At 60.8% G+C, this 26,345-nt stretch carries 25 protein-coding genes and 1 pseudogene; 11 read left to right on the top strand and 15 right to left on the bottom strand.

Annotation, left to right across the window (positions count from 1 at the left end):
* Nucleotides 1–3: 3 nt before the first annotated feature.
* From spoT to RHM69_RS20250, 4 genes are all read right to left on the bottom strand, one after another.
* Entirely contained in the window at nt 4–2,109 is a 2,106-nt protein-coding gene (gene spoT / locus RHM69_RS20265) for a bifunctional GTP diphosphokinase/guanosine-3',5'-bis pyrophosphate 3'-pyrophosphohydrolase (protein ID WP_003195510.1), read from the bottom strand.
* Nucleotides 2,110–2,169: 60 nt separating this feature from the next.
* A complete protein-coding gene (gene rpoZ, locus RHM69_RS20260) occupies nt 2,170–2,433 on the bottom strand; it encodes a DNA-directed RNA polymerase subunit omega (protein ID WP_003195508.1) in 264 nt (87 codons plus the stop codon).
* A gap of 167 nt (nt 2,434–2,600) precedes the next feature.
* Complete coding sequence (gmk, locus tag RHM69_RS20255; protein WP_019818119.1) at nt 2,601–3,221, bottom strand: guanylate kinase; 621 nt, start codon at nt 3,219–3,221, stop codon at nt 2,601–2,603.
* Between the two features lie 10 nt (nt 3,222–3,231).
* Entirely contained in the window at nt 3,232–4,095 is an 864-nt protein-coding gene (locus RHM69_RS20250) for a YicC/YloC family endoribonuclease (protein WP_014720484.1), read from the bottom strand.
* 286 nt (nt 4,096–4,381) lie between these two features.
* Here RHM69_RS20250 and rph point away from each other — a divergent pair, with 286 nt between their 5' ends.
* Both rph and RHM69_RS20240 read left to right on the top strand, forming a co-directional pair.
* Nucleotides 4,382–5,104 (top strand): ribonuclease PH, encoded by a 723-nt coding sequence (gene rph / locus RHM69_RS20245; RefSeq protein WP_003195497.1) that lies wholly within the window; start codon nt 4,382–4,384, stop codon nt 5,102–5,104.
* Between the two features lie 22 nt (nt 5,105–5,126).
* Entirely contained in the window at nt 5,127–5,495 is a 369-nt protein-coding gene (locus RHM69_RS20240; RefSeq protein ID WP_003195495.1) for a DUF4870 domain-containing protein, read from the top strand.
* A gap of 59 nt (nt 5,496–5,554) precedes the next feature.
* On the opposite strand, the gene RHM69_RS20235 is transcribed toward RHM69_RS20240, so the two are convergent.
* Nucleotides 5,555–6,334: an exodeoxyribonuclease III gene (locus RHM69_RS20235; RefSeq protein ID WP_003195493.1), complete on the bottom strand. Its 780-nt coding sequence runs from the start codon at nt 6,332–6,334 to the stop codon at nt 5,555–5,557.
* An 82-nt stretch (nt 6,335–6,416) separates the two neighbouring features.
* Here RHM69_RS20235 and pyrE point away from each other — a divergent pair, with 82 nt between their 5' ends.
* Nucleotides 6,417–7,061: an orotate phosphoribosyltransferase gene (gene pyrE / locus RHM69_RS20230; RefSeq protein WP_014720483.1), complete on the top strand. Its 645-nt coding sequence runs from the start codon at nt 6,417–6,419 to the stop codon at nt 7,059–7,061.
* A 166-nt stretch (nt 7,062–7,227) separates the two neighbouring features.
* Here the strand turns inward: pyrE and argB are convergent, their stop codons facing one another.
* From argB to coaBC, 4 genes and pseudogenes are all read right to left on the bottom strand, one after another.
* Nucleotides 7,228–8,133: an acetylglutamate kinase gene (gene argB / locus RHM69_RS20225; RefSeq protein ID WP_003213275.1), complete on the bottom strand. Its 906-nt coding sequence runs from the start codon at nt 8,131–8,133 to the stop codon at nt 7,228–7,230.
* A gap of 20 nt (nt 8,134–8,153) precedes the next feature.
* Nucleotides 8,154–9,560, bottom strand: a pseudogene (locus tag RHM69_RS20220) (phosphomannomutase/phosphoglucomutase); the annotation flags it as partial.
* A 254-nt stretch (nt 9,561–9,814) separates the two neighbouring features.
* Nucleotides 9,815–10,270: a dUTP diphosphatase gene (dut, locus tag RHM69_RS20215; RefSeq protein WP_014720481.1), complete on the bottom strand. Its 456-nt coding sequence runs from the start codon at nt 10,268–10,270 to the stop codon at nt 9,815–9,817.
* Between the two features lie 5 nt (nt 10,271–10,275).
* Nucleotides 10,276–11,484 (bottom strand): bifunctional phosphopantothenoylcysteine decarboxylase/phosphopantothenate--cysteine ligase CoaBC, encoded by a 1,209-nt coding sequence (coaBC, locus tag RHM69_RS20210; RefSeq protein ID WP_003195481.1) that lies wholly within the window; start codon nt 11,482–11,484, stop codon nt 10,276–10,278.
* Between the two features lie 142 nt (nt 11,485–11,626).
* On the opposite strand from coaBC, the gene radC reads away from it, so the two are divergent.
* Complete coding sequence (gene radC / locus RHM69_RS20205; RefSeq protein WP_014720480.1) at nt 11,627–12,301, top strand: RadC family protein; 675 nt, start codon at nt 11,627–11,629, stop codon at nt 12,299–12,301.
* A 54-nt stretch (nt 12,302–12,355) separates the two neighbouring features.
* Here the strand turns inward: radC and RHM69_RS20200 are convergent, their stop codons facing one another.
* Nucleotides 12,356–13,948 (bottom strand): ABC transporter substrate-binding protein, encoded by a 1,593-nt coding sequence (locus RHM69_RS20200; RefSeq protein ID WP_014720479.1) that lies wholly within the window; start codon nt 13,946–13,948, stop codon nt 12,356–12,358.
* A gap of 457 nt (nt 13,949–14,405) precedes the next feature.
* On the opposite strand from RHM69_RS20200, the gene rpmB reads away from it, so the two are divergent.
* From rpmB to ltrA, 3 genes are all read left to right on the top strand, one after another.
* Nucleotides 14,406–14,639, top strand: a complete 234-nt coding sequence (rpmB, locus tag RHM69_RS20195; RefSeq protein WP_003176907.1) for a 50S ribosomal protein L28 — start codon at nt 14,406–14,408, stop codon at nt 14,637–14,639.
* Between the two features lie 11 nt (nt 14,640–14,650).
* Entirely contained in the window at nt 14,651–14,806 is a 156-nt protein-coding gene (gene rpmG / locus RHM69_RS20190) for a 50S ribosomal protein L33 (RefSeq protein WP_003176906.1), read from the top strand.
* 483 nt (nt 14,807–15,289) lie between these two features.
* Nucleotides 15,290–16,711 (top strand): group II intron reverse transcriptase/maturase, encoded by a 1,422-nt coding sequence (ltrA, locus tag RHM69_RS20185; RefSeq protein WP_322255312.1) that lies wholly within the window; start codon nt 15,290–15,292, stop codon nt 16,709–16,711.
* 184 nt (nt 16,712–16,895) lie between these two features.
* On the opposite strand, the gene RHM69_RS20180 is transcribed toward ltrA, so the two are convergent.
* Nucleotides 16,896–17,258: a cupin domain-containing protein gene (locus RHM69_RS20180; protein WP_014720478.1), complete on the bottom strand. Its 363-nt coding sequence runs from the start codon at nt 17,256–17,258 to the stop codon at nt 16,896–16,898.
* 230 nt (nt 17,259–17,488) lie between these two features.
* Between RHM69_RS20180 and RHM69_RS20175 the strand changes: the two genes are divergently transcribed.
* Nucleotides 17,489–18,982 (top strand): aldehyde dehydrogenase, encoded by a 1,494-nt coding sequence (locus RHM69_RS20175; RefSeq protein WP_003195472.1) that lies wholly within the window; start codon nt 17,489–17,491, stop codon nt 18,980–18,982.
* 177 nt (nt 18,983–19,159) lie between these two features.
* Nucleotides 19,160–20,302 carry an MFS transporter gene (locus RHM69_RS20170; RefSeq protein ID WP_054919722.1) on the top strand — a complete coding sequence of 381 codons (1,143 nt, stop codon included), beginning with the start codon at nt 19,160–19,162 and terminating at the stop codon, nt 20,300–20,302.
* A gap of 124 nt (nt 20,303–20,426) precedes the next feature.
* On the opposite strand, the gene RHM69_RS20165 is transcribed toward RHM69_RS20170, so the two are convergent.
* Nucleotides 20,427–21,995 carry a phospholipase D family protein gene (locus RHM69_RS20165; protein ID WP_038451999.1) on the bottom strand — a complete coding sequence of 523 codons (1,569 nt, stop codon included), beginning with the start codon at nt 21,993–21,995 and terminating at the stop codon, nt 20,427–20,429.
* Nucleotides 21,996–22,056: 61 nt separating this feature from the next.
* Nucleotides 22,057–23,481 carry a PLP-dependent aminotransferase family protein gene (locus RHM69_RS20160; protein ID WP_003195467.1) on the bottom strand — a complete coding sequence of 475 codons (1,425 nt, stop codon included), beginning with the start codon at nt 23,479–23,481 and terminating at the stop codon, nt 22,057–22,059.
* 166 nt (nt 23,482–23,647) lie between these two features.
* Between RHM69_RS20160 and RHM69_RS20155 the strand changes: the two genes are divergently transcribed.
* Nucleotides 23,648–23,872: a DUF1127 domain-containing protein gene (locus RHM69_RS20155; protein ID WP_014720475.1), complete on the top strand. Its 225-nt coding sequence runs from the start codon at nt 23,648–23,650 to the stop codon at nt 23,870–23,872.
* Here the strand turns inward: RHM69_RS20155 and RHM69_RS20150 are convergent, their stop codons facing one another.
* Nucleotides 23,873–25,165, bottom strand: coding sequence for an NAD(P)/FAD-dependent oxidoreductase (locus RHM69_RS20150; RefSeq protein WP_200599380.1), 1,293 nt, complete (start codon nt 25,163–25,165; stop codon nt 23,873–23,875).
* Nucleotides 25,166–25,280: 115 nt separating this feature from the next.
* Between RHM69_RS20150 and RHM69_RS20145 the strand changes: the two genes are divergently transcribed.
* The gene (locus RHM69_RS20145; protein WP_003195461.1) at nt 25,281–25,634 is read left to right on the top strand and encodes a YkgJ family cysteine cluster protein; all 354 of its coding nucleotides are present in this window, start codon (nt 25,281–25,283) and stop codon (nt 25,632–25,634) included.
* A gap of 71 nt (nt 25,635–25,705) precedes the next feature.
* Here RHM69_RS20145 and RHM69_RS20140 read toward each other — a convergent pair whose 3' ends face one another.
* A complete protein-coding gene (locus RHM69_RS20140; RefSeq protein ID WP_003176896.1) occupies nt 25,706–26,194 on the bottom strand; it encodes an Lrp/AsnC ligand binding domain-containing protein in 489 nt (162 codons plus the stop codon).
* Nucleotides 26,195–26,345: the final 151 nt, after the last annotated feature.

The raw sequence follows: 26,345 nt of genomic DNA, 5'->3' as shown, positions 1-26,345 counted from the left end.
CGGTTATGCACGCATGCGGGTGATGCGGATCACACCGGTCAAGGCGCGCAACTTTTTGATCACGCGGGCCAGGTGCACACGGTCGTGCACGCTGACCACCAGTTGGACCACGCTGATGCGACCATCGCGTTCGTCCATGCTGATTTTCTCGATATTGCCGTCGGCGGCGTTGACGCTGCTGGCCAGCAGGGCGATGAGGCCGCGCTGGTGTTCCAGCTCAACCCGCAGCTCGACGTTGAATTCGCCGGTGACATCCTTGGCCCACGAGAGCTGGATGCATTTTTCCGGGTTGTGGCGGATTTCAGTGATGTTGCGGCAGTTGTCCAGGTGCACCACCATGCCTTTGCCGGCGGACAAGTGGCCGACAATCGGGTCGCCCGGGATCGGCGTGCAACATTTGGCGTAGCTGAGCACCAGGCCCTCGGTGCCGCGAATTGCCAGCGGGCCTTCAGGGCTCGGCAACTGTTCGCCTTCGCCCAGCAGGCGGCGCGCAACCACGTAAGCCATGCGGTTGCCCAGGCCGATATCTTCCAGCAGGTCTTCGATGGTTTCCTGGCGGTACTCGTGGAGCATCGCTTGCACGCGCTCTTGCGGGATCTTGTCCAGGGCGCTGTCGAAGCCGTTGAGCACCTTGTTCAGCAGGCGTTCGCCCAGGCTGATGGATTCGGAGCGGCGCTGCAATTTCAGCGCGTGGCGAATATGCGTACGCGCCTTGCCGGTGACCACAAAGTTGAGCCAGGCCGGGTTGGGGCGAGCGCCCGGTGCGCTGACGATCTCCACCGTGGAACCGCTTTGCAGTGGTTCGGACAGCGGGGCCAGGCGCCGGTTGATGCGACAGGCGATGCAGCTGTTGCCGACATCGGTGTGCACTGCGTAGGCAAAATCGACCGCCGTGGAGCCTTTGGGCAGCTCCATGATCCGGCCTTTGGGCGTGAACACGTAGACCTCGTCCGGGAACAGGTCGATCTTCACGCTTTCGATAAATTCCAGGGAGTTGCCGGCACGTTGCTGCATTTCCAGCACGCCCTTGACCCATTGGCGCGCGCGAGCATGGGTGCCTTTGGGCTGCTCGTCGCCGCTGGACTTGTACAGCCAGTGGGCGGCGATGCCGTTGTTGGCCATCTCTTCCATTTCGCGGGTGCGGATCTGGATCTCGATCGGCACGCCGTGCATGCCAAACAGGGTGGTATGCAGCGACTGGTAGCCGTTGGCCTTGGGAATTGCGATGTAGTCCTTGAAGCGGCCCGGCAGCGGCTTGTACAAATTATGTACAGCGCCCAGCACGCGGTAGCAGGTATCGACCTTGTCGACGATAATCCGGAACGCGTACACGTCCATGATCTCGTTGAAGGCCCGGCGCTTGCCGCGCATCTTCTTGTAGATGCCGTAAATGTGCTTTTGCCGACCGCTGACCTCGCCCTCGATCTCGTCGATCGCCAGGCAATGGCTCAGGGACTCTTCGATCTTGTTGACGATTTCCTTGCGATTGCCCCGTGCGCGCTTGACCGCCTGGTAGATGCGCGCCGAACGCATGGGGTGCATGGCTTTAAAGCCGAGGTCTTCGAATTCGATACGAATGGCGTGCATGCCCAGCCGGTTGGCGATGGGCGCATAGATTTCCAGGGTTTCCTTGGCGATGCGTCGGCGCTTTTCGCCGGACAGCACTTCCAGCGTGCGCATGTTGTGCAGCCGGTCGGCCAGCTTGACCAGGATCACCCGAATGTCTCGGGCCATGGCCATGGCCATCTTCTGGAAGTTTTCCGCCTGGGCTTCGGCCTTGGTCTCGAAGTTCATCTGGGTCAGCTTGCTGACCCCATCGACCAGTTCGGCCACGGTTTCGCCAAATTGCGCACTGAGCGCTTCCTTGGCAATGCCGGTGTCTTCGATCACGTCATGCAGCATCGCGGCCATCAGGCTCTGATGGTCCATGTGCATGTCGGCAAGAATATTGGCCACCGCAAGAGGATGGGTGACATACGCCTCGCCACTGCGGCGGCGCTGGCCGTCGTGGGCTTGTTCGGCATAGAAATACGCTCGGCGAACCAGGTTGACCTGGTCGGCGCCGAGGTAGGCCGATAAGCGATCGGCGAGGGCGTCTATGCTCGGCAAAGTGTGAACTCCTGCCGATGGCTGTGACCCCGCGCCGTGCTACGTCGACCAGGCATAGGCTTAGACGTCCTCGTTGGACTCGCCTTCGAACGCTGCAAACAGCGGTTCGTCTTCAACGATTTCGGCGTTGGCGATGAACTCGTAGCTCATCAGGCCTTCAGCGATTTCACGCAGGGCTACAACGGTAGGCTTGTCGTTTTCCCACTGGACCAGGGGCTCTTTGCCGCCAGTGGCCAGTTGACGGGCACGCTTGGTAGAGAGCATGACCAGCTCAAAGCGGTTATCCACGTGTTCTAGGCAGTCTTCAACGGTTACGCGGGCCATGGTATTCCTCGGAGCGAATGCAAGATGCGCGCTGCCCGGTTGGGCGAGCGGACTGAGCAGTTTAAAAAATCACCAGCGTTTAGGGAAGCGCTGATTTTTCGCAGGCCTTCGCAAAACCGCTACAAGTGCCAATGTAAGGCCCTTGCAGCTGTTTTGGGAAGCGCCAATCAACCGAGCAATTCGGCGAGTAATTTGCCGAAACGCTGCTGTTGGCGCTTTTGCTGCAGTTGGTTGGCGCGGAAAATCGCCTTCAAATCGTCCAATGCGTGGGTAAAGTCGTCATTGATGATCAGGTAGTCGTAGTCGACGTAGTGGCTCATTTCGCTGACGGCCTCACGCATGCGACCTTCGATGATCTCGTCGCTGTCCTGGCCACGGTTGGTCAGACGCTGGTGCAGGGCTTGGAGCGAGGGCGGCAGGATGAAGATGGAGCGCGCCTTGGGCATCAGCTGGCGCACTTGCTCGGCGCCCTGCCAGTCGATCTCCAGAATCAGGTCGTGGCCTTCGTCCAGGGTCTGTTGCAGGTGGCTCTGCGAGGTGCCGTAGAGGTTGCCGAACACTTCGGCGCGCTCCAGGAAGTCACCGTGTTCGATCATCTTGACGAACTCGGTACGCTCGACGAAGTGATAGTGCACGCCGTCCACTTCGCCCGGGCGCATGGCGCGGGTGGTGTGCGAGACCGAAATGCGGATCTGCTCGTCAGCGTCGGTCAAGGCCTTGACCAGGCTGCTCTTGCCCGCGCCCGAAGGGGCGGAAATGATGTAAAGGGTGCCGGTGCTGTGGGTCATGGAGGGTGCCTTACTCAATATTCTGTACTTGTTCGCGCATTTGCTCGATCAACACTTTGAGGTTGACCGCCGCCGTGGTGCTGCGCGGGTCGAACGCCTTGGAGCCCAGTGTATTGGCTTCGCGGTTGAGTTCCTGCATCAGGAAGTCCAGGCGCCGACCGGCGGCACCGCCCGACTTGAGTACGCGGCGCACTTCAAGGATATGGGTACTCAGGCGGTCGAGTTCTTCGGCCACGTCGCTCTTCTGTGCGAGCAGGACCATTTCCTGTTCCAGGCGCGTCGGGTCGAGGTCGGCCTTCATGTCGGTGAAGCGGTCTAGGACCTTCTGGCGCTGGGTGGCGAGCATCTGCGGTACCAGTTCACGCAGGGTCACTACGTCGGCTTCGATCGATGTCAGCCGCTCGCTGATCAGGCGCGCCAGTTCGGTGCCTTCGCGCTCACGGCCGGCCTTGAGTTCCTTCAGGCCCTGGTTGAACAGGGCGAGGGCTTCGGCATTCAGGGCCTGTGGGTCAGCCGCGTCGGCCACCAGCACGCCGGGCCAGGCCAATACTTCCAGAGGGTTCAATGCGGCCGGCTGCTTGATCAGGCCGGCGATGGTTTCGGCAGCGGCCACCAGTTGGGCGGCGCGGTCGCGGTCGACCTGCAGCGGCTTGCCGGTGGTTTCTTCGGTAAAGCGCAGGGTGCATTCCAGCTTGCCACGGGAAATGCCCTGGCGCAGCGCTTCACGCACGGCGCCTTCGAGGTCGCGGAACGACTCTGGCAGGCGCAGGTGCGGCTCCAGGTAACGGCTGTTGACCGAGCGCAGTTCCCAGCTGAGGGTGCCTTGGGTCCCGGCTTTTTCGACACGGGCGAAGGCGGTCATGCTGTGCACCATGGAGGTACCTCGCGTTGGATAAATAGAAATTGGCCAGGCCGACCTGTAGGAGCGAGCTTGCTCGCGAAGAACGCAAGGCGCCGCGCTGAATCAGGAAGCCCCCGTAATTGTTGGCGTTTTTCGCGAGCAAGCTCGCTCCTACAGTCTGGAGGCGCAGGATTGTAGCGCAGTGGGAGGTAGGCGCCCAAACCCGGGCATTGGTAACCGGATTTTTTAGAAGTGCCCCGAACCGGCTTGCGGCTCTATAATGCTCGGCAGTTTTTCGTCCTCAGTACAGGTATCCCCTATGAAACGTCCAAGTGGTCGCGCTGCCGATCAGCTCCGCTCGATCCGCATCACCCGCAACTACACCAAACACGCCGAGGGATCCGTACTGGTCGAGTTTGGCGATACCAAGGTCATCTGCACTGTCAGCGTCGAAAACGGCGTGCCGCGCTTCCTCAAGGGCCAGGGCCAGGGTTGGTTGACCGCTGAATACGGCATGCTGCCGCGCGCGACTGGCGAGCGTAACCAGCGTGAAGCCAGCCGTGGCAAGCAAGGCGGGCGTACCCTGGAAATCCAGCGCTTGATCGGCCGTTCCCTGCGTGCTGCCCTGGATATGTCCAAGCTGGGTGACGTGACTCTCTACGTCGACTGCGACGTGATCCAGGCAGATGGCGGCACCCGCACGGCGTCCATCACCGGCGCCATGGTGGCCCTGGTCGACGCACTGAAAGTGATCAAGAAGCGTGGCGGCCTGAAAGCGGGTGACCCGCTCAAGCAGATGATCGCCGCTGTGTCGGTTGGCATGTACCAGGGCGAGCCTGTGTTGGACCTGGACTACCTGGAAGACTCGGCCGCCGAGACCGACCTCAACGTGGTCATGACCAGCACCGGTGGTTTCATCGAAGTGCAGGGCACTGCCGAAGGCGCGCCATTCCAGCCGGCTGAGCTGAACGCCATGCTGGCCTTGGCCCAGAAAGGCATGACCGAAATCTTTGAATTGCAGAACGCCGCGCTGGCTGACTGAGCCGGCCCCAAGGAGAAGCGCCATGAATGACAGCCAGTTGCCGGTCCCGGCCCCGTCCAAGGAAGTACGCCAGTGGGCAATGTTGTGTCATTTTGCGGCATTCCTGGGGTTGGTATTCCCCTTCGGCAGCTTGCTGGGGCCGTTGATCCTGTGGCAATTCAAGAAGGACATGGACCCGCTCATCGATGACCAGGGCAAGGAGGCGCTGAATTTCCAGATCACCGTGGCGATCGCCTGGCTGGTGTGCCTCTTGTTGGGCTTCGTGGTTGTTGGCTTCTTGCTGATGACCGTGCTGGTGATCGGGGCGTTGATACTGACGATCATCGCCGGTATCAAGGCCAACAAAGGCATTGCCTATCGCTATCCGTGGACCTGGCGCCTGGTCAAGTAACCGAACGGCCACAAAAAAACCGACATCAGTGTCGGTTTTTTTGTGCCTGGAAAACGACCTCAGATGGTCAATGTCCAGTCGTAGTCCACGATCAGCGGCGCGTGCTGCGAGAAGCGCGGCTGGCGCGGCAGGCGTGCACTGCGTACGAACCGGCGCAGGCCTGGGGTCAGCAGCTGGTAGTCGAAACGCCAGCCCAGGTTGAGCATCTCAGCCTGTTCGTTATCTGGCCACCAGCTGTACTGGTCGCCTTCGCGGCTGACTTCGCGCAGGGCATCGACATAGCCCATGTTGCCGACAATCTCGTCCATCCAGGCGCGTTCCGGCGCCAGGAAGCCTGGGGATTGCTGGCTGTCGCGCCAGTTCTTGATATCCAGCTTCTGTTGCGCCACGTACAGCGAGCCACAATAAATGTACTCGCGACGTTTACGTCGCTGTTTATCCAAGTAACGGGCGAAATCGTCCATTAGCTTGAATTTCTGGTTCAAGTCTTCATCGCCGTTCTGCCCGGAAGGAAGCAGCAAGGTCGCGATGCTGACCTTGTCGAAATCGGCTTGCAGGTAACGCCCGTAGCGGTCGGCTGTCTCGAAGCCGAGGCCGCTGATGACCGCCTTGGGTTGCAACCGCGAGTACAAAGCCACGCCACCTTGGGTGGGCACTTCGGCATCGCAGGCATAAAGGAAGTAGCCATCCAGTTGGAAGGCTGGGTCGTCCAGTTCAAAGGCGGAGGCACGGGTGTCCTGCAGGCAGATGACGTCGGCATTCTGTGCTTGCAGCCAACTGAGCAAACCACGCTCGACTGCAGCCTGAATACCATTAACGTTCACACTGATGATCCGCATAAATGGCCCCAAAAATCGCGTGCGTGTATGATACACGCCGTCCACCCAATTAGCTAAATCCGTGGTATCTGAGGCTTTTTTCATGCAGGCGTATCAGCGCGATTTCATTCGTTTTGCCATCGATCGCGGCGTTTTACGCTTCGGTGAGTTCACCCTCAAGTCCGGGCGCACCAGCCCGTACTTCTTCAATGCGGGCCTGTTCAACTCAGGTTCGGCCCTGGCTCAGCTGGGCCGTTTCTATGCGGCAGCCATCGTTGAGAGCGGTATTTCCTTCGACGTACTCTTTGGCCCTGCCTACAAGGGTATTCCCCTGGCAGCGGCGACGGCGGTAGCGCTGGCGGAGCATCACGGGCAGGACTTGCCGTGGTGTTTCAACCGTAAGGAAGCCAAGGCCCATGGTGAAGGTGGCAGCCTGGTCGGCGCGCCATTGACCGGCGAGGTGCTGATCATCGATGACGTGATCACCGCGGGTACTGCTATCCGTGAAGTGATGCAGATCATCGCTTCCCAGGACGGCGCCAAGGCTGCCGGTGTACTGATCGCCTTGAACCGTCAGGAACGCGGCAACGGTGAGTTGTCGGCGATCCAGGAAGTGGAGCGTGACTTCGGCATTCCGGTGGTGAGCATCGTGTCGTTGAACCAGGTGTTGCAGTTCCTGGAAGATGACCCGCAGCTCAAGCAGCATTTGCCGGCGGTGCGTGCCTACCGCGAGCAGTTCGGCGTCTGACACTGAATCCTGTGGGAGCGGGCTTGCCCGCGATAGCGGTGTGTCAGGCGGTGCATTTTAGAATGTACTGCCGTCATCGCAGGCAAGCCAGCGCCCACATTTGAACTGTGTACAAACAAAAAGCCCCGCTCAATTCGATTGAGCGGGGCTTTTTGCTTTGCAGCGGTTAAGGACGCTTGCGGTTACTGATCAGCGTGCCCACACCAGTATCGGTGAAGATTTCCAGCAGGATTGCATTTGGCACGCGGCCATCCAGGATCAGCGAGCTGCCGACGCCGCCCTGCACCGCTTCCAGTGCGCAACGGATCTTCGGCAACATGCCGCCGTAGATGGTGCCGTCGGCGATCAGGTCGTCTACCTGCTGGGTAGTCAAGCCGGTCAGTACCTTGCCTTCCTTGTCCATCAAGCCGGCGATGTTGGTCAGCAGCATCAGCTTTTCAGCCTTCAGTGCTTCCGCCACCTTACCGGCTACCAGATCGGCGTTGATGTTATAGGACTCGCCATTAGCACCCACGCCGATCGGCGCAATTACCGGGATGAAGTCGCCCTTGACCAGCAGGTTGAGCAAATCGGTGTTGATGCCGATGACTTCGCCCACCTGGCCGATGTCGATGATTTCCGGCTGGGTCATCTCCGGCGTCTTGCGGGTCACGGTCAGTTTCTTGGCGCGGATCAGTTCCGCATCCTTGCCGGTCAGGCCGATGGCGCTGCCGCCGTGGCGGTTGATCAGGTTGACGATGTCTTTGTTGACCTGGCCGCCGAGGACCATTTCCACCACGTCCATGGTTTGCGCGTCAGTGACGCGCATGCCATCGATGAAGTGACTCTCGATGGACAACCGCTTGAGCAGGTCGCCGATTTGCGGGCCGCCGCCGTGGACGACCACGGGGTTGATCCCTACGGCCTTCATCAGCACGATGTCGCGCGCAAAGCCGGTTTTCAGCTCATCGCTTTCCATGGCATTGCCGCCGTACTTGATCACCAGCGTCTTGCCGACGTAGCGTCGAATATAAGGCAACGCTTCGGACAGGACCTTGGCGGTGTTGGCAGCGGCTTCGCGTTCGAGGGTCATTCAGGGCTCCGGGCAAAAAATCAGAACGGTAATTGGAGATCAGGGGCAACACGTTTCAACTGGGCGTGGAACACGTCCTTGATGCGCTGCAACTCAGCCTCGGTATCCGCCTCGAAACGCAGGACCAGCACCGGTGTGGTGTTGGACGCGCGAACCAGGCCCCAGCCTTTGGCGTAATCGACTCGCACACCATCAATGGTGGTCAGGTTGGCGCCTTCACCCCATTGCGCATCGTGCAATGCGTCAATGATGCTGAATTTGCTCTCCTCGGTCACATGGATATTGATTTCTGGCGTAGAAATATCATTCGGGAAGGTCTGAAACAGCTCTTCGGCCGTGGATTTCTCCTTGCTGAGGATCTCCAGCAGGCGAGCGGCGCTGTAAATACCATCATCAAACCCGAACCAGCGCTCCTTGAAGAACACGTGGCCGCTCATTTCACCGGCCAACAGCGCGCCGGTTTCCTTCATTTTCTTTTTGATCAACGAGTGACCGGTCTTCCACATTAGCGGGCGACCGCCGTACTCCTTGATCAATGGCGTCAGGCGACGCGTGCATTTCACGTCGAAGATGATCTCGGCGTTGGCATTGCGCGCAACCACGTCGCGGGCAAACAGCATCAACAGGCGGTCCGGGAACACGATCTCGCCGGTTTCGGTCACCACGCCCACACGGTCCCCGTCGCCATCGAAGGCCAGGCCGACGTCGGCGCCCACTTCCTTGACCTTGGCGATCAGGTCCACCAGGTTTTCCGGCTTGCCTGGGTCTGGGTGATGGTTGGGGAAGTTGCCGTCCACTTCGCAGAACAGTGGGATCACTTCGCAGTTCAGGGCTTCGAGCAATTGCGGGGCAATCACACCCGCTGCGCCGTTGCCGCAGTCCACCACGACTTTCAAGCGGCGGGCGAGCTTGACGTCACGGGTGATTTCATCGGAGTAGCGTTGCAGGATGTCAACCTTGGTGATGGTCCCTGTGCCGCGGGTCAGGTCGTTGGTCTTCAGGCGGGTGTGCAGGGCCTGGATCTGCTCATTGGCCAGGGTGTCGCCAGCGATGACGATCTTGAAGCCGTTGTAGTCCGACGGGTTGTGGCTGCCGGTAAGCATGACCCCGGATTTGCCCGCCAGTACGTTGGCGGCGTAGTACAGCGCGGGGGTTGGCACCAGACCGACGTCGCTGACGTGGCAGCCGCTGTCAGCCAGGCCCTGGATCAGTTGCTCGACCAGCTCCGGGCCAGACAAGCGGCCGTCACGGCCTACCGAAACGTTGGGTTCGCCTTGGGCCAGACTCTGGGAGCCGATGGCGCGGCCGATCCAGTAGGCGGTTTCGGCGGTCAGGGTCTTGGGGACCACACCACGGATGTCATAGGCGCGAAAAATGCTGTCGGGAAAGGTCGGGGCTACGCGGGCTGCGGTACTCATCGCGGGGGAAACTCCATCTGAAAGGGGGCAAGGCGGGCCTGATGTGGCTGGCCGGCAGGCTCAAACTGAAGGGTATGACGGCGTTTTCGGCAGAGAGTTCGTGGTGTAAAAATGCCATCGGCGCTTCGGCGCTAGCATTATTTTTACGTAGTCCTTTGATTTCATTAGAGAAATCTCGATGATTATTTCCGCGCATTCTTCATCCTGAAAAGCCGGGCGGTGGCGCGTGGCCGGACGATTGCATCCGGCCACGTTCAGCTTAGTCAGTGACTGCCGGAATGCCCAAAACCGCCTGCGCCGCGTTGGGTTTCATCGAATTCCTGCACCAATTCAAAATGCGCCTGCACCACCGGCACCAATACCAGTTGGGCGATGCGCTCGCCGACGGCGATGTTGAAAGCAGTCTGGCCACGGTTCCAGCACGACACCATCAACTCGCCCTGGTAGTCGGAGTCGATCAGGCCGACCAAGTTGCCGAGCACGATGCCATGTTTGTGACCCAGGCCGGAGCGCGGCAGGATCAGCGCCGCCAAGCCAGGATCGCCGACATAGATCGACAGGCCAGTGGGAATCAGGATGGTTTGGCCCGGCTCAAGGACGGTGTCCTCCTTGAGCATGGCGCGCAGGTCCAGGCCGGCGGAACCCGGCGTGGCGTAGGCCGGCAGAGGGAATTCGTTGCCGAGGCGTGGGTCGAGAATCTTGGCTTGCAAAGCGTGCATGGACATTAAACCTGGTTCAGCCGTTGGGCGATAAAAGAGATCAGTTGGCGGGCAATCTTGCCCTTGCTGGTCTGGGCGAAAAGGGTGGCGTGCAGTTCGCGGTCGATCACGCTGCACGCATTTTCCTCGCTGTTGAAGCCGATGCTCGGGTTGGCGACATCATTGGCAACGATCAGGTCGAGGTTTTTGTCTTTCAGTTTGCGTGCGGCGTAGTCCAGCAGGTGCTCGGTCTCGGCAGCGAAGCCGACGCTGAACGGACGGTCTGGACGGGTTGCGATGGTGGCCAGGATGTCCGGGTTACGCACCATTTGCAGGAGCAGGCCGTCGCCGCTCGTAGGGTCTTTCTTGAGCTTCTGCGGGGCCACGACCTCCGGGCGGTAATCCGCAACCGCTGCCGAGGCGATAAACAGGTCGCAGGGAATGGCGGCTTCGCAGGCCGCCAACATGTCCCGGGCGCTGACTACGTCGATCCGCGTGACGCGATCAGGGGTCGGCAGATGCACGGGACCTGTGATCAGTGTGACCCGTGCGCCTGCCTCGACCGCGGCTTCTGCCAACGCGAAGCCCATTTTTCCTGAGCTATGGTTGGTGATGTAGCGGACCGGGTCGATGTTTTCCTGGGTTGGGCCAGCGGTGATCAGCACGTGCTTGCCGGTCAGGGCCAGGTGCTGGAAGCACTCGGCGGCGCATTGTGCGAGGTCCGTGGCTTCGAGCATGCGGCCCAGGCCGACGTCGCCGCAGGCCTGGCTGCCGGACGCCGGGCCGAACACCTTGAGGCCGCGGGTTTGCAGGAGTTGGGTATTGGCCTGGGTGGCCGGGTCGCGCCACATGGCCTGGTTCATGGCCGGAGCGATAGCGACGGTGGCGTCGGTGGCCAATACCAGGGTGGTGAGCAGGTCATCGGCAATGCCCTGGGCCAGGCGGGCGATCAGGTCGGCAGTGGCCGGGGCGATCAGCACCAGGTCGGCCCATTTGGCCAGTTCGATATGGCCCATGGCGGCTTCTGCGGCCGGGTCCAGCAGGTCGAGGTGAACCGGGTGGCCGGACAGGGCTTGCATGGTCAGCGGGGTGATGAACTCACTGCCACCACGGGTCATGACCACGCGCACTTCGGCGCCCTGGTCCAGGAGCCTGCGAACCAACTCTGCGCTCTTGTAGGCGGCAATGCCGCCGCCGACGCCGAGAACGATGCGTTTCCGATACAGACGCTGCATTGGTTTGCCTTTCCAGTTCAGTGATGCCAGTTCAGTGACGCCTGCGATGACCCCTCCCCAGGTGAAATCGCCGGCAAAAAAGAGGGCCCTACGATAACACAGCGCCCGCCGGGCAACAGCGGAGCAGATACAGGGAGGTGGGATGAGTATTCGTGATTGGCCCGTGGCGGAGCGTCCGCGGGAGAAATTATTGGAAGGCGGCGCAGCGAGCCTGTCCGATGCCGAGCTGTTGGCGATTTTCCTGCGTACGGGGGTTGCCGGCCGAAGTGCGGTGGATCTGGCGCGCCATCTGTTGGCGCAATTCGGTGGCCTGCGCCCGTTACTGGAGGCCAGCCAGACGTTGTTCAGCCAGCATCTGGGGCTGGGCCCGGCGAAGTTCGCCCAACTGCAGGCGGTGCTGGAAATGTCCCGGCGCCACTTGGCTGAGCGCTTGCGGGCTGACTCGGTGCTGGAGAGCCCGTTGGCCGTGCGCGAGTACCTCAAGGCGCTGCTGCGCCATGAGCCCCATGAGATATTCGGCTGCCTGTTTCTGGACTCCAAGCATCGGGTGCTGGGGTTCGAGGTCATTTCCCAGGGCACCATCGACGCTGCGATTGTCTATCCGCGACAAGTGGTCAAGCGCGCCTTGGCGTACAACGCGGCGGCGTTGATCCTGTGCCACAACCACCCGTCGGGGAGCGCGGAGCCCAGCGCGGCTGATCGAAAATTGACCAAGCTGCTGCAAAAGGCGCTGGACGTGGTGGATGTGCGGGTGCTGGACCATATCATCGTGGGCGATGGCGACCCGCTGTCGATGGCTGAATACGGTTGGTTGTAACGGTCCGGCCTCTGTAGGAGCGAGCAAGTTCGCTCCTACAGGTGGGAGTGTGCCTTAGGGCTTGAGGCTGACTTTCGAATAGTCCTGGCGCCCGAACGGGCTTACCTGGTACCCCTGGATGTTCTTGCGGGTCAAGGCAAACGCCGTCGGATGCGCCAGTGGCAGCCACAGCGCCTGTTGCTGGATCTGCGCCTGGGCCTGCTGATACAGCTTGCTGCGCACACCCTGCTCACTGGTGGTTTTGCCCGCGCTGATCAACTTATCCAGGGTGGGGTCGCAATAGCGGGCAAAGTTGGTGCCGGACTTCACCGCTGCGCATGAGAACTGCGGCGTCAGGAAGTTATCCGGGTCGCCGTTGTCGCCGGCCCAGCCCATGAACAGCAAGTCGTGCTCGCCGGCCTTGGCGCGGCGGATCAACTCGCCCCATTCGATCACGCGAATCTCGGCCTGGATGCCAACCTTGGCCAGGTCGGCCTGCAACAGTTGGGCGCCGAGGTTCGGGTTGGGGTTCAGCAGGCTGCCCGTAGGGCGGGTCCATATTGTGGTCTTGAAGCCGTCCTTGAGCCCGGCGCGGCCCAGCAGCGCCTTGGCTTTGGCGAGGTCCTGCGGGTAGCCTGGCAACTCCTTGGCATAGCTCCAGGTGTTCGGCGGGTAGACACCGTTGGCTGCTTCGGCGGTGCCTTCGAACACGGCCTTGAGGTAGCTGCCCTTATCAAAGGCCAGGTTGATCGCCTGGCGCACTTCGGGCTTGTCCAGCGGTGGGTGCTGGCTGTTGATGGCGACGAACGCGGTCATGAAGGCGGCGGTTTTTTCCACCTTCAGCGCCGAGTCTTTTTCGGCCTCGCCCACATCCAGGGGCTTGGGTGACAGGGCGATCTGGCATTCATCGCGGTGCAGCTTCTGCAGGCGTACGTTGGCGTCCGGGGTGATGGCGAAAATCAGGTTATCCACCGCCGGTTTGCCGGCGAAGTAGTCCGGGTTGGCCTTGTAACGCACCACGGCATCTTTCTGGAAACGCACGAACACAAACGGGCCGGTGCCGATTGGCTGGCTGTTGAGCTTCTCGGGTGTGCCGGCCTTGAGCAATTTATCGGCATATTCAGCCGGATAGATCGAGGCAAAGCCCATGCTCAGTGCTGGTAAGAAGGTGGAATCGGCATGGTCGAGGGTGAAGCGCACGGTCAGTGGGTCAAGGGCGTCGATTTTCTTGACCAGTGTGGGCAATTGCAGGGATTGGGCGTGAGGAAAGCCGCTCTGGGCGATCTTGTGCCACGGGTTGGCCGGGTCGAGCATGCGCTCGAAGCTGAAGCGCACGTCTTCGGCGGTCAAGGTGCGGCTTGGGCTGAAATAACTGGTGCGATGGAATTTCACATCGGGGTGCAGTTTGAAGGTGTACGTCAGCCCATCGGGCGACACTTCCCAGCTGTCTGCAAGGCTCGGTACCAACTTGCCACTGGCCGCGTCGAATTCCACTAAACGGTTCATCAGCACGTCGGCCGAGGCGTTGGTGGTGGTCAGTGAGTTGTACTGCACCACATCGAAGCCTTCGGGGCTGGCCTCGGTGCATACGCTCAAGTTGGTGGCCGCAACGGCCATCGGCGCAATAAAGAGAGGGGCAAGCAATAGCGGTAGGGCAGCGAGGCGCATATTCGGTTTCCTGTGCAGATCGAAGGCCCATCTGCGAGTGCAGTCTGGAAAAAGCCTACCGTAGAGGTCTGATTGATAAATGACTAGCCCATTTTTGCCTGTGCTTTTGGTCAAAATGCTGTTTTGATGGCGCCTCAGCGTGTTTCGCCGTGCACTTCCCTGTGACCGCAGGCGTTGTAAATCATTCTGTGCGACGAGCGGTCGGCTGTTACAGCGGCCCCTCCTGGCAGCGGTTCAGGCACTTGTGGCCAAGATTTACGCTGCTAAAAGTACACAGGTTGTTGTTGCACTTGGGTCTTTCTGGTATAAAGCAGCGCTCTTTTCTAGGGGCCCGGTTCCTTCACTGTAGGTGTAGCCGGTAAGACCCTAAAGAAACGCGGCGCCTGGCGCCAAATGACTGAGAGATTAAGCGGCCAACCCATGCCGGGTTGGGCATGTGGTTTTAGAGGGCTGAGGCATGTCGAGAGTCTGTCAAGTTACCGGTAAGGGTCCGGTGACTGGGAATAACATTTCCCACGCAAATAACAAAACCCGTCGTCGTTTCCTGCCGAACCTGCAGCATCACCGCTTCTGGGTTGAAGAAGAGAAACGTTTCGTGCGTCTGCGCGTATCTGCTAAAGGCATGCGTATTATCGACAAGCGTGGCATCACTGTCGTGCTGGCCGAAATCCGCGCCGCTGGCAAGATCTAAGGAGCTCTATCATGCGTGAATTGATTCGAATGATCTCTAGCGCCGGTACTGGTCACTTCTACACTACCGACAAGAACAAGCGTACTACCCCGGACAAGCTCGAAAAGAAAATGTTCGACCCGCGCGTTCGCAAGCACGTGATCTACAAAGAAGGCAAAATCAAGTAATTGATTTTCCTCCTTGTGAAAAAAAGCCCGTATCTCACGATGCGGGCTTTTTTTTGGTGCGCCAGGCATGGCGCGTTGCGCGCAAGCGCAACCAGCTTGGCTGTGGTGGCCACGCTGGTGACTGGGAGGTGAAAGTCCTCTACACACCCGGCAAGGGGAAGTGTTAGCCAGAGGCAAGGGTGTCGCGGGTGACTGCGAATCTGAAGGAAGCCCGAGGCAAAATGCTGGCCTGACGAACAGGAAGCGGATAGAGGCGGCGCAGCGGGGTAAGAAGGCCAAAATCTTCAAAGCCCAATACTTGCACGGAACGCTGTGACGTAGATCCGACAGGCATAAGCAGGAAGGTCGCGCGAATTACCCTGGGAGATCTGCACGTTTGCCAGTGTGCTACCGAGCGTCGAGAGGCGATGGGATGAGCGTGCAGAAGTCAGCCGAAGCCGTAGTAAGTGGCGAATAACCGCGCCACCAAGGGCCGAACAGGTTATGCCGCCAGTAGGCGTCAGAGTCTCGTTGAATACCGAAATGCAGAAATTTCTCCAAGAGAAGACTGTGACTCCGAGTCCCGGACAGAATCCGAGGATGACGGCTGACAGCGCAAAGGTATCGACGGCATCTGTGACGTGGACGAACGCGGAGCCGGACACGCTGATGGCGCGGGTGCTTGCACCGGCCAACCTCAGACGTGCGTATCAGCGCGTGGTCAGCAACAAGGGCGCGCCGGGTGCCGATGGCATGACGGTCGACGACTTGGCGGACTACGTGAATCAGTATTGGCCGATCCTCCAGAGGAGGTTGCTGGCCGGCGAATACCACCCGCAAGGTGTACGCGCCGTCGACATCCCCAAACCCAAAGGCGGCACCCGACAACTGGGCATTCCCTGCGTCGTGGATCGCCTGATCCAACAGGCACTGCTGCAACAGCTCACGCCGATCTTCGACCCGCTGTTTTCGGATTACAGCTACGGCTTCCGTCCGGGCAGAAGCGCCCACCAAGCCATCGAGACAGCCCGCGCCCATGTGGCGGCAGGGCATCGCTGGTGCGTGGAACTCGATCTTGAGAAATTCTTTGACCGGGTCAACCACGATCTCCTGATGGCGTACGTGGCGCGCCAAATCGTAGATAAACGCGTGCTCAGACTGATCCGGCGGTACCTCCAAGCCGGTGAGATGGCGGGTGGGATCGCCAGCCGACGGCAGGAAGGGACGCCGCAAGGCGGCCCGCTCTCGCCGTTGCTGTCGAACATCCTGCTCAACGAACTCGACCGCGAGCTGGAACGGCGGGGTCATCGCTTCGTGCGTTATGCCGACGATGCGAACATCTATGTGCGCAGCCCTCGTGCTGGCGAACGAGTGATGGCCAGTGTTGAGCGCTTCCTGAATCAGCGCCTGAAACTAACGCTGAATCGGGATAAGAGCCGAGTAGCCGGGTCTTGGATGTGTGATTACTTGGGTTACGGGATGAGCTGGCATCAGCAACCGAGACTGAGAGTGGCGACGATGAGCCTGGGTCGCTTGCGCGACCGGCTCAGAGAGCTGCTACGTAAAGCGCGGGGCCACAAGGTGGCGACTGTCATCGAGCGGATAAACCCCGTGCTGCGCGGATGGGCGGGCTACTTCAAGCTGAGCCAGAGCAGACGGCCACTTGAGGAATTGGACGGCTGGGTGCGTCACAAGCTTCGCTGTATCGTCTGGCGTCAATGGAAGCGGCCCTCTACGAGGGCGCGCAACTTGATACGCTTGGGACTTAATGCGGCGCGGGCGTGGAAATCGGCAGTCAATGGCCGAGGCCCATGGTGGAACTCGGGAGCGCCCCATATGAATCAGGCGTTGCCGAAGAAGCTGTGGGACCGCCTCGGGCTGGTCTCGATACTGGATACGATAAACCGACTTAACCGTATAACCTGAACCGCCGTATACGGAACCGTACGTACGGTGGTGTGAGAGGACGGCGGATGTGAATCCGCCTCCTACTCGATCCTGATCGTTCCCACGCTCTGCTGATCGTTCCCACGCTCTGCTGATCGTTCCCACGCTCTGCGTGGGAATGCCGTCTCGGACGCTTAGCGTCCCGTTGTCGATCAATCAATGATCAGGCTTTCTCTTCAAACACCACGTAGATCTTGCGGCACGCTTCCAGCACTTCCCAGGTACCGCTGAAACCGGCAGGGATCACAAAGCGATCGCCGGCCCGCAGGGTCTTGGCATTCCCCTCGGCATCACGCAACACCGACACGCCTTGCACGATCTCGCAGTACTCATGCTCGGTGTAGTTGACCTTCCACTGGCCCACTTCACCTTCCCAGACGCCGGCGTTCATCTGGCCGCATGGGCTGTTGTAGTGGTTGTAGAGTGTCTGCTCGGGATCGCCCTTGAGGATTTTCTCGGCGGCAGGGCGGTAGCGTTCGGGGGCGGTGTTGGCTTGGCTGAAATCGACGATGTCCTGGATGCTCATGTGCATTTCCCGTCTGGCCTGCGGTTGGAGAGTCCAAAGTCTATGTTTATTAAAATGAACATCGCAAGGGCGTTTGCCGCCGTTATGTCAAATATATTGAAACATCCCCAGCCGCTGGTTTAGGGTGGCAGCTGCCTTGAGCCGAACAGCAGGCTGGTCGGGCAAGCATTCGTGATGGCGCCGGGATAAACCTCCCAGGCCCTTGTATTCAATAAGAGGAGGACACTCGTATGACCACCCTGACCCGTGCCGACTGGGAACAACGCGCCAAGGCTCTGAAGATCGAAGGCCGCGCCTATATCAATGGCGAATACACCGCCGCCGTTTCCGGTGACACCTTCGAATGCATCAGCCCGGTGGATGGGCGCTTGCTGGCCACTGTCGCCAGCTGTGATGCCAGCGATGCCCAGCGCGCCGTGGAAAATGCGCGTGCCACTTTCAATTCCGGCGTGTGGTCGCGCCTGGCACCGGCCAAGCGCAAGTCCGTCATGATCCGTTTCGCCGCGCTGCTCAAGGCCAACGCCGAAGAGCTGGCGCTGCTTGAAACCCTGGATATGGGCAAGCCCATCAGCGATTCCCTGAACATCGACGTCCCCGGCGCGGCGCAAGCCCTGAGCTGGAGCGGCGAGGCGATCGACAAGATCTACGACGAAGTCGCCGCCACGCCCCACGATCAACTGGGCCTGGTGACCCGCGAGCCCGTCGGTGTTGTTGGCGCCATCGTGCCGTGGAACTTCCCGTTGATGATGGCGTGCTGGAAACTCGGCCCGGCGCTGTCCACCGGCAACTCTGTCATCCTGAAGCCGTCCGAAAAATCCCCGCTCACCGCCATCCGCATCGCCGCGTTGGCCGTTGAGGCTGGTATTCCAAAAGGCGTGTTCAACGTGCTGCCTGGCTATGGCCACACCGTGGGTAACGCCCTGGCGGTGCACATGGACGTCGATACCCTGGTGTTCACGGGCTCCACCAAGATCGCCAAGCAACTGTTGATCCGCTCCGGCGAGTCGAACATGAAGCGTGTATGGCTGGAAGCCGGTGGCAAGAGCCCGAACATCGTGTTTGCCGACGCGCCGAACCTGCAAGCGGCGGCCGAATCCGCCGCCAGCGCCATTGCCTTCAACCAGGGCGAAGTCTGCACTGCCGGCTCGCGCCTGCTGGTCGAGCGTTCGATCAAAGACACCTTCCTGCCGCTGGTGATCGAGGCCCTCAAGGGCTGGAAACCCGGCAATCCACTGGACCCAGCCACCACTGTGGGTGCGTTGGTGGATACGCAGCAGATGAACACCGTGCTTTCGTACATTGAAGCCGGCCACGCCGACGGCGCCAAGCTGGTCGCGGGTGGCAAGCGCACCCTGGAAGAGTCCGGCGGCACCTACGTCGAGCCGACGATTTTCGACGGCGTGACCAATGCCATGAAGATCGCCCAGGAAGAGATCTTTGGCCCGGTCCTGTCGGTGATCACTTTCGACAGCGCCGAAGAAGCCATCGCCATCGCCAACGACACCCAATACGGCCTGGCTGCGGCGGTGTGGACGGCGGATATCTCCAAGGCACACCTGACGGCCAAGGCTCTGCGCGCCGGCAGCGTGTGGGTTAACCAGTACGACGGCGGCGACATGACCGCACCGTTCGGTGGTTTCAAGCAGTCGGGTAATGGCCGCGACAAGTCGCTGCATGCATTCGACAAGTACACCGAGCTGAAGGCGACCTGGATCAAGCTCTAAGCAACACTGCTGATCCCCTGTAGGAGCGAGCCTGTGTGGGAACTGGCTTGCCTGCGATAGCATCACTGAGGTGTGGCTGACACACCGAGGCGTCTGTATCGCAGGCAAGCCAGCTCCCACATAAGCTCGCTCCTACAGTTCGTTTTGCGAAGCAGAATTATCCACAGGAGCGTGGCAATGCGTTGGGCGACATATTTCGCCGTGCTGGCCTCGGTACTCAGCGTTGGCCTGGCCCTGGGTGTCAGCATGCCGTTGGTATCCCTGCGTCTTGAAGGTTGGGGTTATGGCAGTTTCGCCATTGGCGTGATGGCGGCGATGCCGGCATTCGGCGTACTGCTGGGCGCCAAGGTCTCCAGTCGCATGGCGTCCTGGCTCGGCACTGCCAACCTGATGCGCCTGTGCCTGTGGGCCGGTGCGGTGTCCATCGGCTTGCTGGCGATCCTGCCCAGCTACCCGGTGTGGCTGGTGCTCAGGCTGATGATCGGGGTGATCCTGACCATCGTATTTATCCTGGGTGAAAGCTGGATCAACCAATTGGTGGTCGAGCAGTGGCGTGGCCGCCTGGTGGCGCTCTACGGCTGCAGTTATGCCTTGAGCCAACTGTCGGGGCCGTTGCTGTTGGGCCTGATTGGCACCGACCATGACTACGGCTTCTGGGTCGGCGCGGGCCTTTTGGTGCTGGCGCCGCTGCTGTTGCTGGGACGTACCGGCGCGCCGACGGCGGATTCGTTCAGCGTGACCTTTGGCGACCTGTGGCGCTTTTGCCTAGGCCTGCCGGCGATTGCCTGGGCTGTGGCGTTGTTCGCTGCCTTCGAAGCGATGATTCTGACGTTGTTGCCGGTGTATTGCCTGCAACAGGGTTTTACCGCTGAGATCGCCTTGGCGATGGTCAGCACGGTGGTGGTGGGCGATGCGTTGCTGCAATTGCCCATTGGCGCGCTGGCCGACTACCTGCCGCGACGCACTCTGTTTCTGGCCTGTGCACTGTTGTTGCTGGCATCGAGCCTGGCGGTGCCGTTATTGATGCACACCTTGCTGATCTGGCCGGTGTGGGTGCTGTTCGGCGCCAGTGCCGGCGGTTTGTTTACCTTGTCGCTGATTTTGATTGGCGAGCGCTACCGCGACGATGCGTTGGTGCGTGCCAACGCTCACGTGGCGCAGCTGTGGGGCATTGGCTGCCTGATCGGGCCGCTGGTGGCAGGAGCGGGCAGCCAGTGGATCAGCGGGCATGCGCTGCCGCTGCTGATGGCCGCCGGGGCGCTGGGTTTGGTGGTGCTGTTGCTGCGCCAGGGGGCTTTCGGCGCTACGCAGCCGGCCTGACCTTTAAACGCGGCCAATGTGGAGCTGGCTTGCCTGCGATGACGGTTTGTCAGCCAGCTGATTTGTTGTCTGGCACACCGCTATCGCGGGCAAGCCCGGCTCCCACAGGTGATCCGCAGGGGTTTTAGAGCATGCGTTCCAGGCCAACACTGGTGGCGAACCAGGCGTTGAACCGCCGCCACCAACTGCCCGGTTCGCGCGTCAGAGTGTGCATCTGGCCGTTGTCTTCTGTCACCCACACCACTTGGCCGTCCTGCAGTTTGGCCTCATAGCTCAACGCTGGCGCCATACCTTCCAGCGCCAGGTTGCGCACGTGTTCGGCCAGTTCGGGGCTGTCCACCAGTACGCCGACTTCGGTGTTCCACAGCACTGAGCGCGGGTCGAAATTGAATGAGCCGATAAACGACTTTTCTCGATCGAAAATCATCGCCTTGCTGTGCAGGCTGGAGTCCGAGCCGCGCCAACTGCCATGCCGAAACAGGTGCGGGCCGCTGCTTGCGCTGGGGTCGCCCGGTTGCCGGCGCAGCTCATAGAGCTTTACTCCGTGCTCCAGCAGCGCCTTGCGATACGGCGCATAACCGCCGTGCACGGCCGGTACGTCGGTGGCTTCGAGGGCGTTGGTCAGCAGGCGCACCGAAACACCCGCATCGGCACGCCCTGTGAGGTAGACCAGCCCAGGTTGGCCCGGTACGAAGTAAGCCGAAATCATGATCAGCTCATGGCTGACACCCGCCAGCTCTGGCGCCAGCTGAGTGGTCAGCAACAGTCGCGGGTCGGGGTCGGCCTTGGCCAGTACCTTGCTCGGTGCGTCCCACAGCGCCTGGTTCCAGGCCCAGATCAACTCGCGGCGCCAGATGTCCATGCGGGGCTGGGTCTGGTACGTGCGCAGGCGGTTATACAGCGCATGGTTCTGCTGACGGGACTGAGCCAGGGAGGCTTCAAGGCGCCCGCGGGCGACGGCGAGGTCGACCTTGGAGGGTTTGTTCGAGACGAAGTCATCGATAGGCTTGCTCAGGGCGCTGTTCCAGTACTGGTCGAAGCTGTGACCCAATTGCTCGGCTACCGGCCCGACGCTGAGCATGTCGATGTCGGTGAAATTCAGGTTGGGTTCGGCGTCGAAATACTCGTCGCCCAGGTTGCGCCCGCCAACGATGGCCACGCTGTTATCGGCCAGCCACAGCTTGTTATGCATGCGCCGGTGTTGCAGTGACAGGTTGAATACACGGCCCATGGCGCGTGTAACGCCGGTGCTGCGCCCCAGGTGCAGCGGGTTGAACAGGCGTATCTGCACCTTGGGATGGGCGGCGAGGGTGGCGATGATCTGGTCGAGGCCATCGCTGGTGGTGTCGTCCAGCAGAATGCGTACGCGCACCCCGCGGTCGGCGGCCTTGAGCAGTTCGTCCACAAGCATGCGTGTGCTGATGCCGTCGTGCACGATGTAGTACTGCAAGTCGAGGCTGGTCTGGGCGTTGCGGATCAACTCGGCGCGGGCCATGAAGGCTTCACTGCTGTTGGGCAGCAAACGAAAGCCCGAGCGCCCTTGGTAGGGGGCGGCCTGGGCCTGGATCGAGCGACCGAACGAGGAGTCCTTCGCCGGCAGGGCATCGCTGGGGATGCGCGGGGTGTCGACCGTGGCGCAGCCGCCCAGGGCCAGGGCGGCCAGCAGGCAAAACGGTAAAAGCCGTCGAATCATCAAGGAAACTGCTTCCAGGTCAGGGCGGTTGTGGCATATGACGGCAATTGCTCGGGAAAGGTCAGTCCGCCGTCTCTTCCAGCATCTTGCCAGCGGCAGCACCTACCTTGCGCACGGCCTCTTCAATCTGCGCTGTTGGCTTGGCAGCGTAGTTCATGCGCAAGCAGTTACGGTACTTGCCGGAAGCGGAGAAGATACTGCCTACCGCCACCTGTACGCCTTGTTCCACCAGCACGCGGTTGAGCTTCAAGGTGTCGAAGCCCTCCGGCAGCTCGATCCATAACATAAAGCTGCCCTGGGGCCGGCTGGCACGCGTACCAGCGGGAAAATAACGGCTGACCCAATCCAGCATCAAGTCGCGATTACGTTGGTATTGGGTGCGCATCCTGCGTAAATGCGGCTCGAAATGACCGCCTTTGAGGAATTCTGCAATGGCAATCTGCGGCTGTGTAGCCGTAGAACCGGTGCTGATGTATTTCATGTGCAGCACCCGTTCCAGATAGCGTCCCGGTGCGACCCAGCCAATGCGCAGACCGGGCGCCAGGGTTTTGGAGAACGAGCTGCACAGCAGCACACGCCCGTCTTCATCGAAGGATTTGATGGTGCGCGGGCGTGGGTAGCTGTAGGCCAGCTCGCCATACACATCGTCTTCGATAATCGCCACGTCAAAGCGCTGGGCCAGGGTCAGCAAGGCGCGTTTGCGCGCTTCCGGCATGATGTAGCCCAAGGGGTTGTTGCAGTTTGGAGTGAGCTGGATGACTTTGATCGGCCACTGCTCCAGCGCCAGCTCCAGGGCCTCCAGGCTGATGCCGGTGAGCGGGTCGGTGGGGATTTCCAGGGCTTTCATGCCCAGGCCCTTGAGGGTCTGCATGGCGCCGTGGAAGCTGGGCGAATCCACCGCGACGATATCGCCAGGCTCACAAATGGCGTGAATGCTGGCGGAGAGGGCTTCGTGGCAACCGGTGGTGATCACGATGTCTTCGGCGCTCAGTTGGCAACCGGAGTCCAATGACAGCCGGGCGATTTGCTCACGCAGTTCCATACAGCCGAGGATATTGTCGTAATACAGCCCCGGCAGGTCTTGGCGCCGGCTGACACGGGCGAGGCTACGCAGCAGCGGCTTCAAGGTGGGCGACAATACATCCGGCATGCCCCGACCCATCTGTATGACGTCTTTGCGCGGCACCGCACGAATCAGTTCCAGCACCAGGTCCCACTGGGAGATTTCCACTGGCCGTTGGGCCGGGCGGCCAATCTCGGGCAGTGCCGGCAGTTCACGGCCCACCGGAACAAAATAGCCCGACTTGGGCTTGGGCATCGCCAGGCCGTTGTCTTCGAGCAACCGATACGCCTGCTGCACGGTGCTCAGGCTCACCCCATGTTCCACACTCAAGGCCCGCACCGAGGGCAGTCGATCGCCCGGACGATAGAAGCCCTGCTCAATGCGGGTGCCGAGCAATTCGGCGAGGTTGACGTAAAGAGTCATGGTGGTCGCTCCCGAGGGACCAGTACAGATAAAGGGAAAATACAGGATTCAGCCACGCATAGGGAGTATCTGTATGGATCTAATAAAAGTTGGCTGAATCTGTAATGGTTCTGGCCGCCCGCGCATGCTGGTCACTCAAGGCAACAGGCCAATGAGGGGCAGTCAAATGAGCGGCATGAGCGATGTACGGCTGGCGTTACGCAGTCAGGAACTGGAAGCGGGGCAGGAGCAGGCGCTCACTGCCGCGGCGCCTGGCCGCTGGCATCTGTTCTGGCGCCGTCGCCATACGCGCAAGGCCCTGCTGGACCTGAGCCGCGAGCAGTTACGCGACATCGGGCTGACCGCCGAGCAGGCGCGCCGTGAGGGTTTGAAACCCTTCTGGCGCGATTGATCAGAGCAGTTCTTTGAGGCGGTGCCAGAGCATCCCCAGTGCCAGCAACGGCGAACGCAGGTGTTTGCCGCCGGGGAAGGTGATGTGTGGCACCTGAGCGAATAGATCGAAGCGCCCCTGTTGCTGGCCGCTGATGGCCTCGGCCAGCAGCTTGCCCGCCAGGTGCGTGGCGTTGAGGCCATGGCCGGCATAAGCCTGGGCGTAATACACGTTGGGTTGCTCGGCCAGGCGGCCAATCTGCGGCAGGCGGTTGGCGCCGATGCCGATCATGCCGCCCCATTGGTAGTCGATTTTCACGTCTGCCAATTGGGGGAATACCTGCAGCATCTTCGGCCGCATGTAGGCGCCGATGTCCTTGGGGTCTCGACCGGAGTAGTGGCAGGCGCCGCCGAACAACAGGCGACGGTCGGCGGACAGGCGGAAGTAATCCACCGTCACGCGCTGGTCACACACGGCCATGTTCTGCGGTAACAGGCTGGTGGCTTGCGCCTCGCTCAAGGGCTCGGTGGCAATGATGTAGCTGCCGGCGGGCAACACCTTGCCGCTCAGTTGCGGGTTGAGCCCGTTCAGGTAGGCGTTGCAGGCCAGTACCAGGGTCTTGGCGCGCACAGTGCCTTGGGCGGTGTGCACCTTGACCTCAGGGCCATAGTCGATACGGGTCACTTGGGATTGCTCGTACAGCGCCACGCCCAACTGCTGGGCAACGGCAGCCTCACCCAGTGCCAGGTTCAGCGGGTGCAGATGGCCGGAACCCATATCGATCATGCCGCCTACATAGCGATCAGAGCCGATTACGGTGCCCATCTCGCTGGCTTGCAACAGGCGCACTTCGTGGCGGTAACCCAGGCTGCGCAGCTCTTCGGCATCCTCGGTCAGGCCCTGCAGGTCGCGGGGTTTGTTGGCCAGGTCGCAGTAGCCCCAAGTCAGGTCACAGGGGATCTGGAAGCGCTCCACACGCTCGCGCACGATCTCCACGGCTTCCAGGCCCATCAGCTTCATCTGGCGCACGCCGTCGCTGCCGATCACCTGGGTGAACTGATCCAGCCCGTGGCCGACACCGCGAATCAACTGGCCGCCATTGCGCCCGCTGGCGCCCCAACCGATTTTGCGCGCCTCCAGCAACACCACGCGAAAGCCGCGCTCGGCCAATTCCAAGGCGGTGTTGAGCCCGGAGAACCCCCCGCCGATCACACAGACATCGGCGTTTACCTCACCGGTCAGCGTCGGGTAATCCGGTTGCGGCACGCTGCTGGCGGCGTAGTAGGAAGCGGTGTGCCGGGCGCTGGCGGTCATGGGGAACCTCCCTGTCTGGAAAATTTGACGCAGGATACAGTGGTCGCACGACGCTGTCTGCGCGGGGCGTTTTGCGTCAGAATCCACGTCTATTCGCCGTTCGGTATAGGTTTCGATGAGTTGCAACAGTCAGAAAATCAGCGCGCTGCGTCGCCAGATTCCTTCGTTCGAGTGCGTCCCCGGTTGCCACGACTGCTGTGGGCCGGTGACCACCTCGCCCGAGGAAATGTCGCGCCTGCCGCGCAAGACCGCTGCCGAGCAAGAGGCGGCGATGGACGAGCTGAACTGCGTGCATCTGGGGCCCAAGGGTTGCACGGTGTATGACGAGCGGCCGCTGATCTGTCGCCTGTTCGGCACCACCAAGACCTTGCCGTGCCCTAATGGCCGCCGGCCAGTGGAGCTGATTCATCCGCGGGTGGAGAAGCAGATTCATGAGTACATGGCGAGTACCCGGCAGGTGTTGGTCTAGCGGATTTACTCGGTTAAAACCAAGGGAGCAGGCACGCCAGCTCCCACATTTGACCGTGTTGTGTCAGTGGGTCAGTCAGGGATCGGCAGGTTCAGGCTTTCTTTCACCTCTTCCATCACGATATAGCTCTTGGATTCGCGCACATGGGGGAGTTTGAGCAGGATATCGCCCAGCAATTTGCGGTACGAAGCCATCTCCGAGATTCGCGCTTTCACCAGGTAGTCGAAATCACCCGACACTAGATGGCACTCCAGCACGTGAGGCAGTTTCAGCACGGCTCGGCGGAATTCTTCAAAGGTGTCACCCGACTTGTAATCCAGGCTGATCTCGACAAATACCAGCAAACTTCCCTTCAAATGCTGGGGATTGAGCCGTGCGTTGTAGCCCATGATGATCCCTTCGCGCTCCAGGCGCCGCACGCGCTCGGTGCAGGGCGTGGTGGACAGCCCGACCTTTTCCCCCAGCTCCGTGAACGAGATGCGCCCGTCGGTTTGCAGGATGCGCAGGATATTGCGGTCGATCTTGTCCAGCTCCCGTTTGGTCTGGGTGTTGGTACGCATAGGGGATACGCCTCTGTCAAAAGGGTTTTTGCCAAGAATTGTCGCCAAATATAGGCATTTATATAGTGAAATGCACTGTCGATTGTTTTTTACACTGCGCTCATCATTGCTCGAATAACACACGTCAGCGGCCAAGCCCGCGATGAGGATA

Source organism: Pseudomonas sp. CCI1.1 (assembly GCF_034348165.1).
GTDB lineage: Bacteria > Pseudomonadota > Gammaproteobacteria > Pseudomonadales > Pseudomonadaceae > Aquipseudomonas > Aquipseudomonas paracarnis.
Note: the sequence above shows the minus strand (reverse complement) of the source record. Positions and strands in the feature narration are given on the sequence as shown.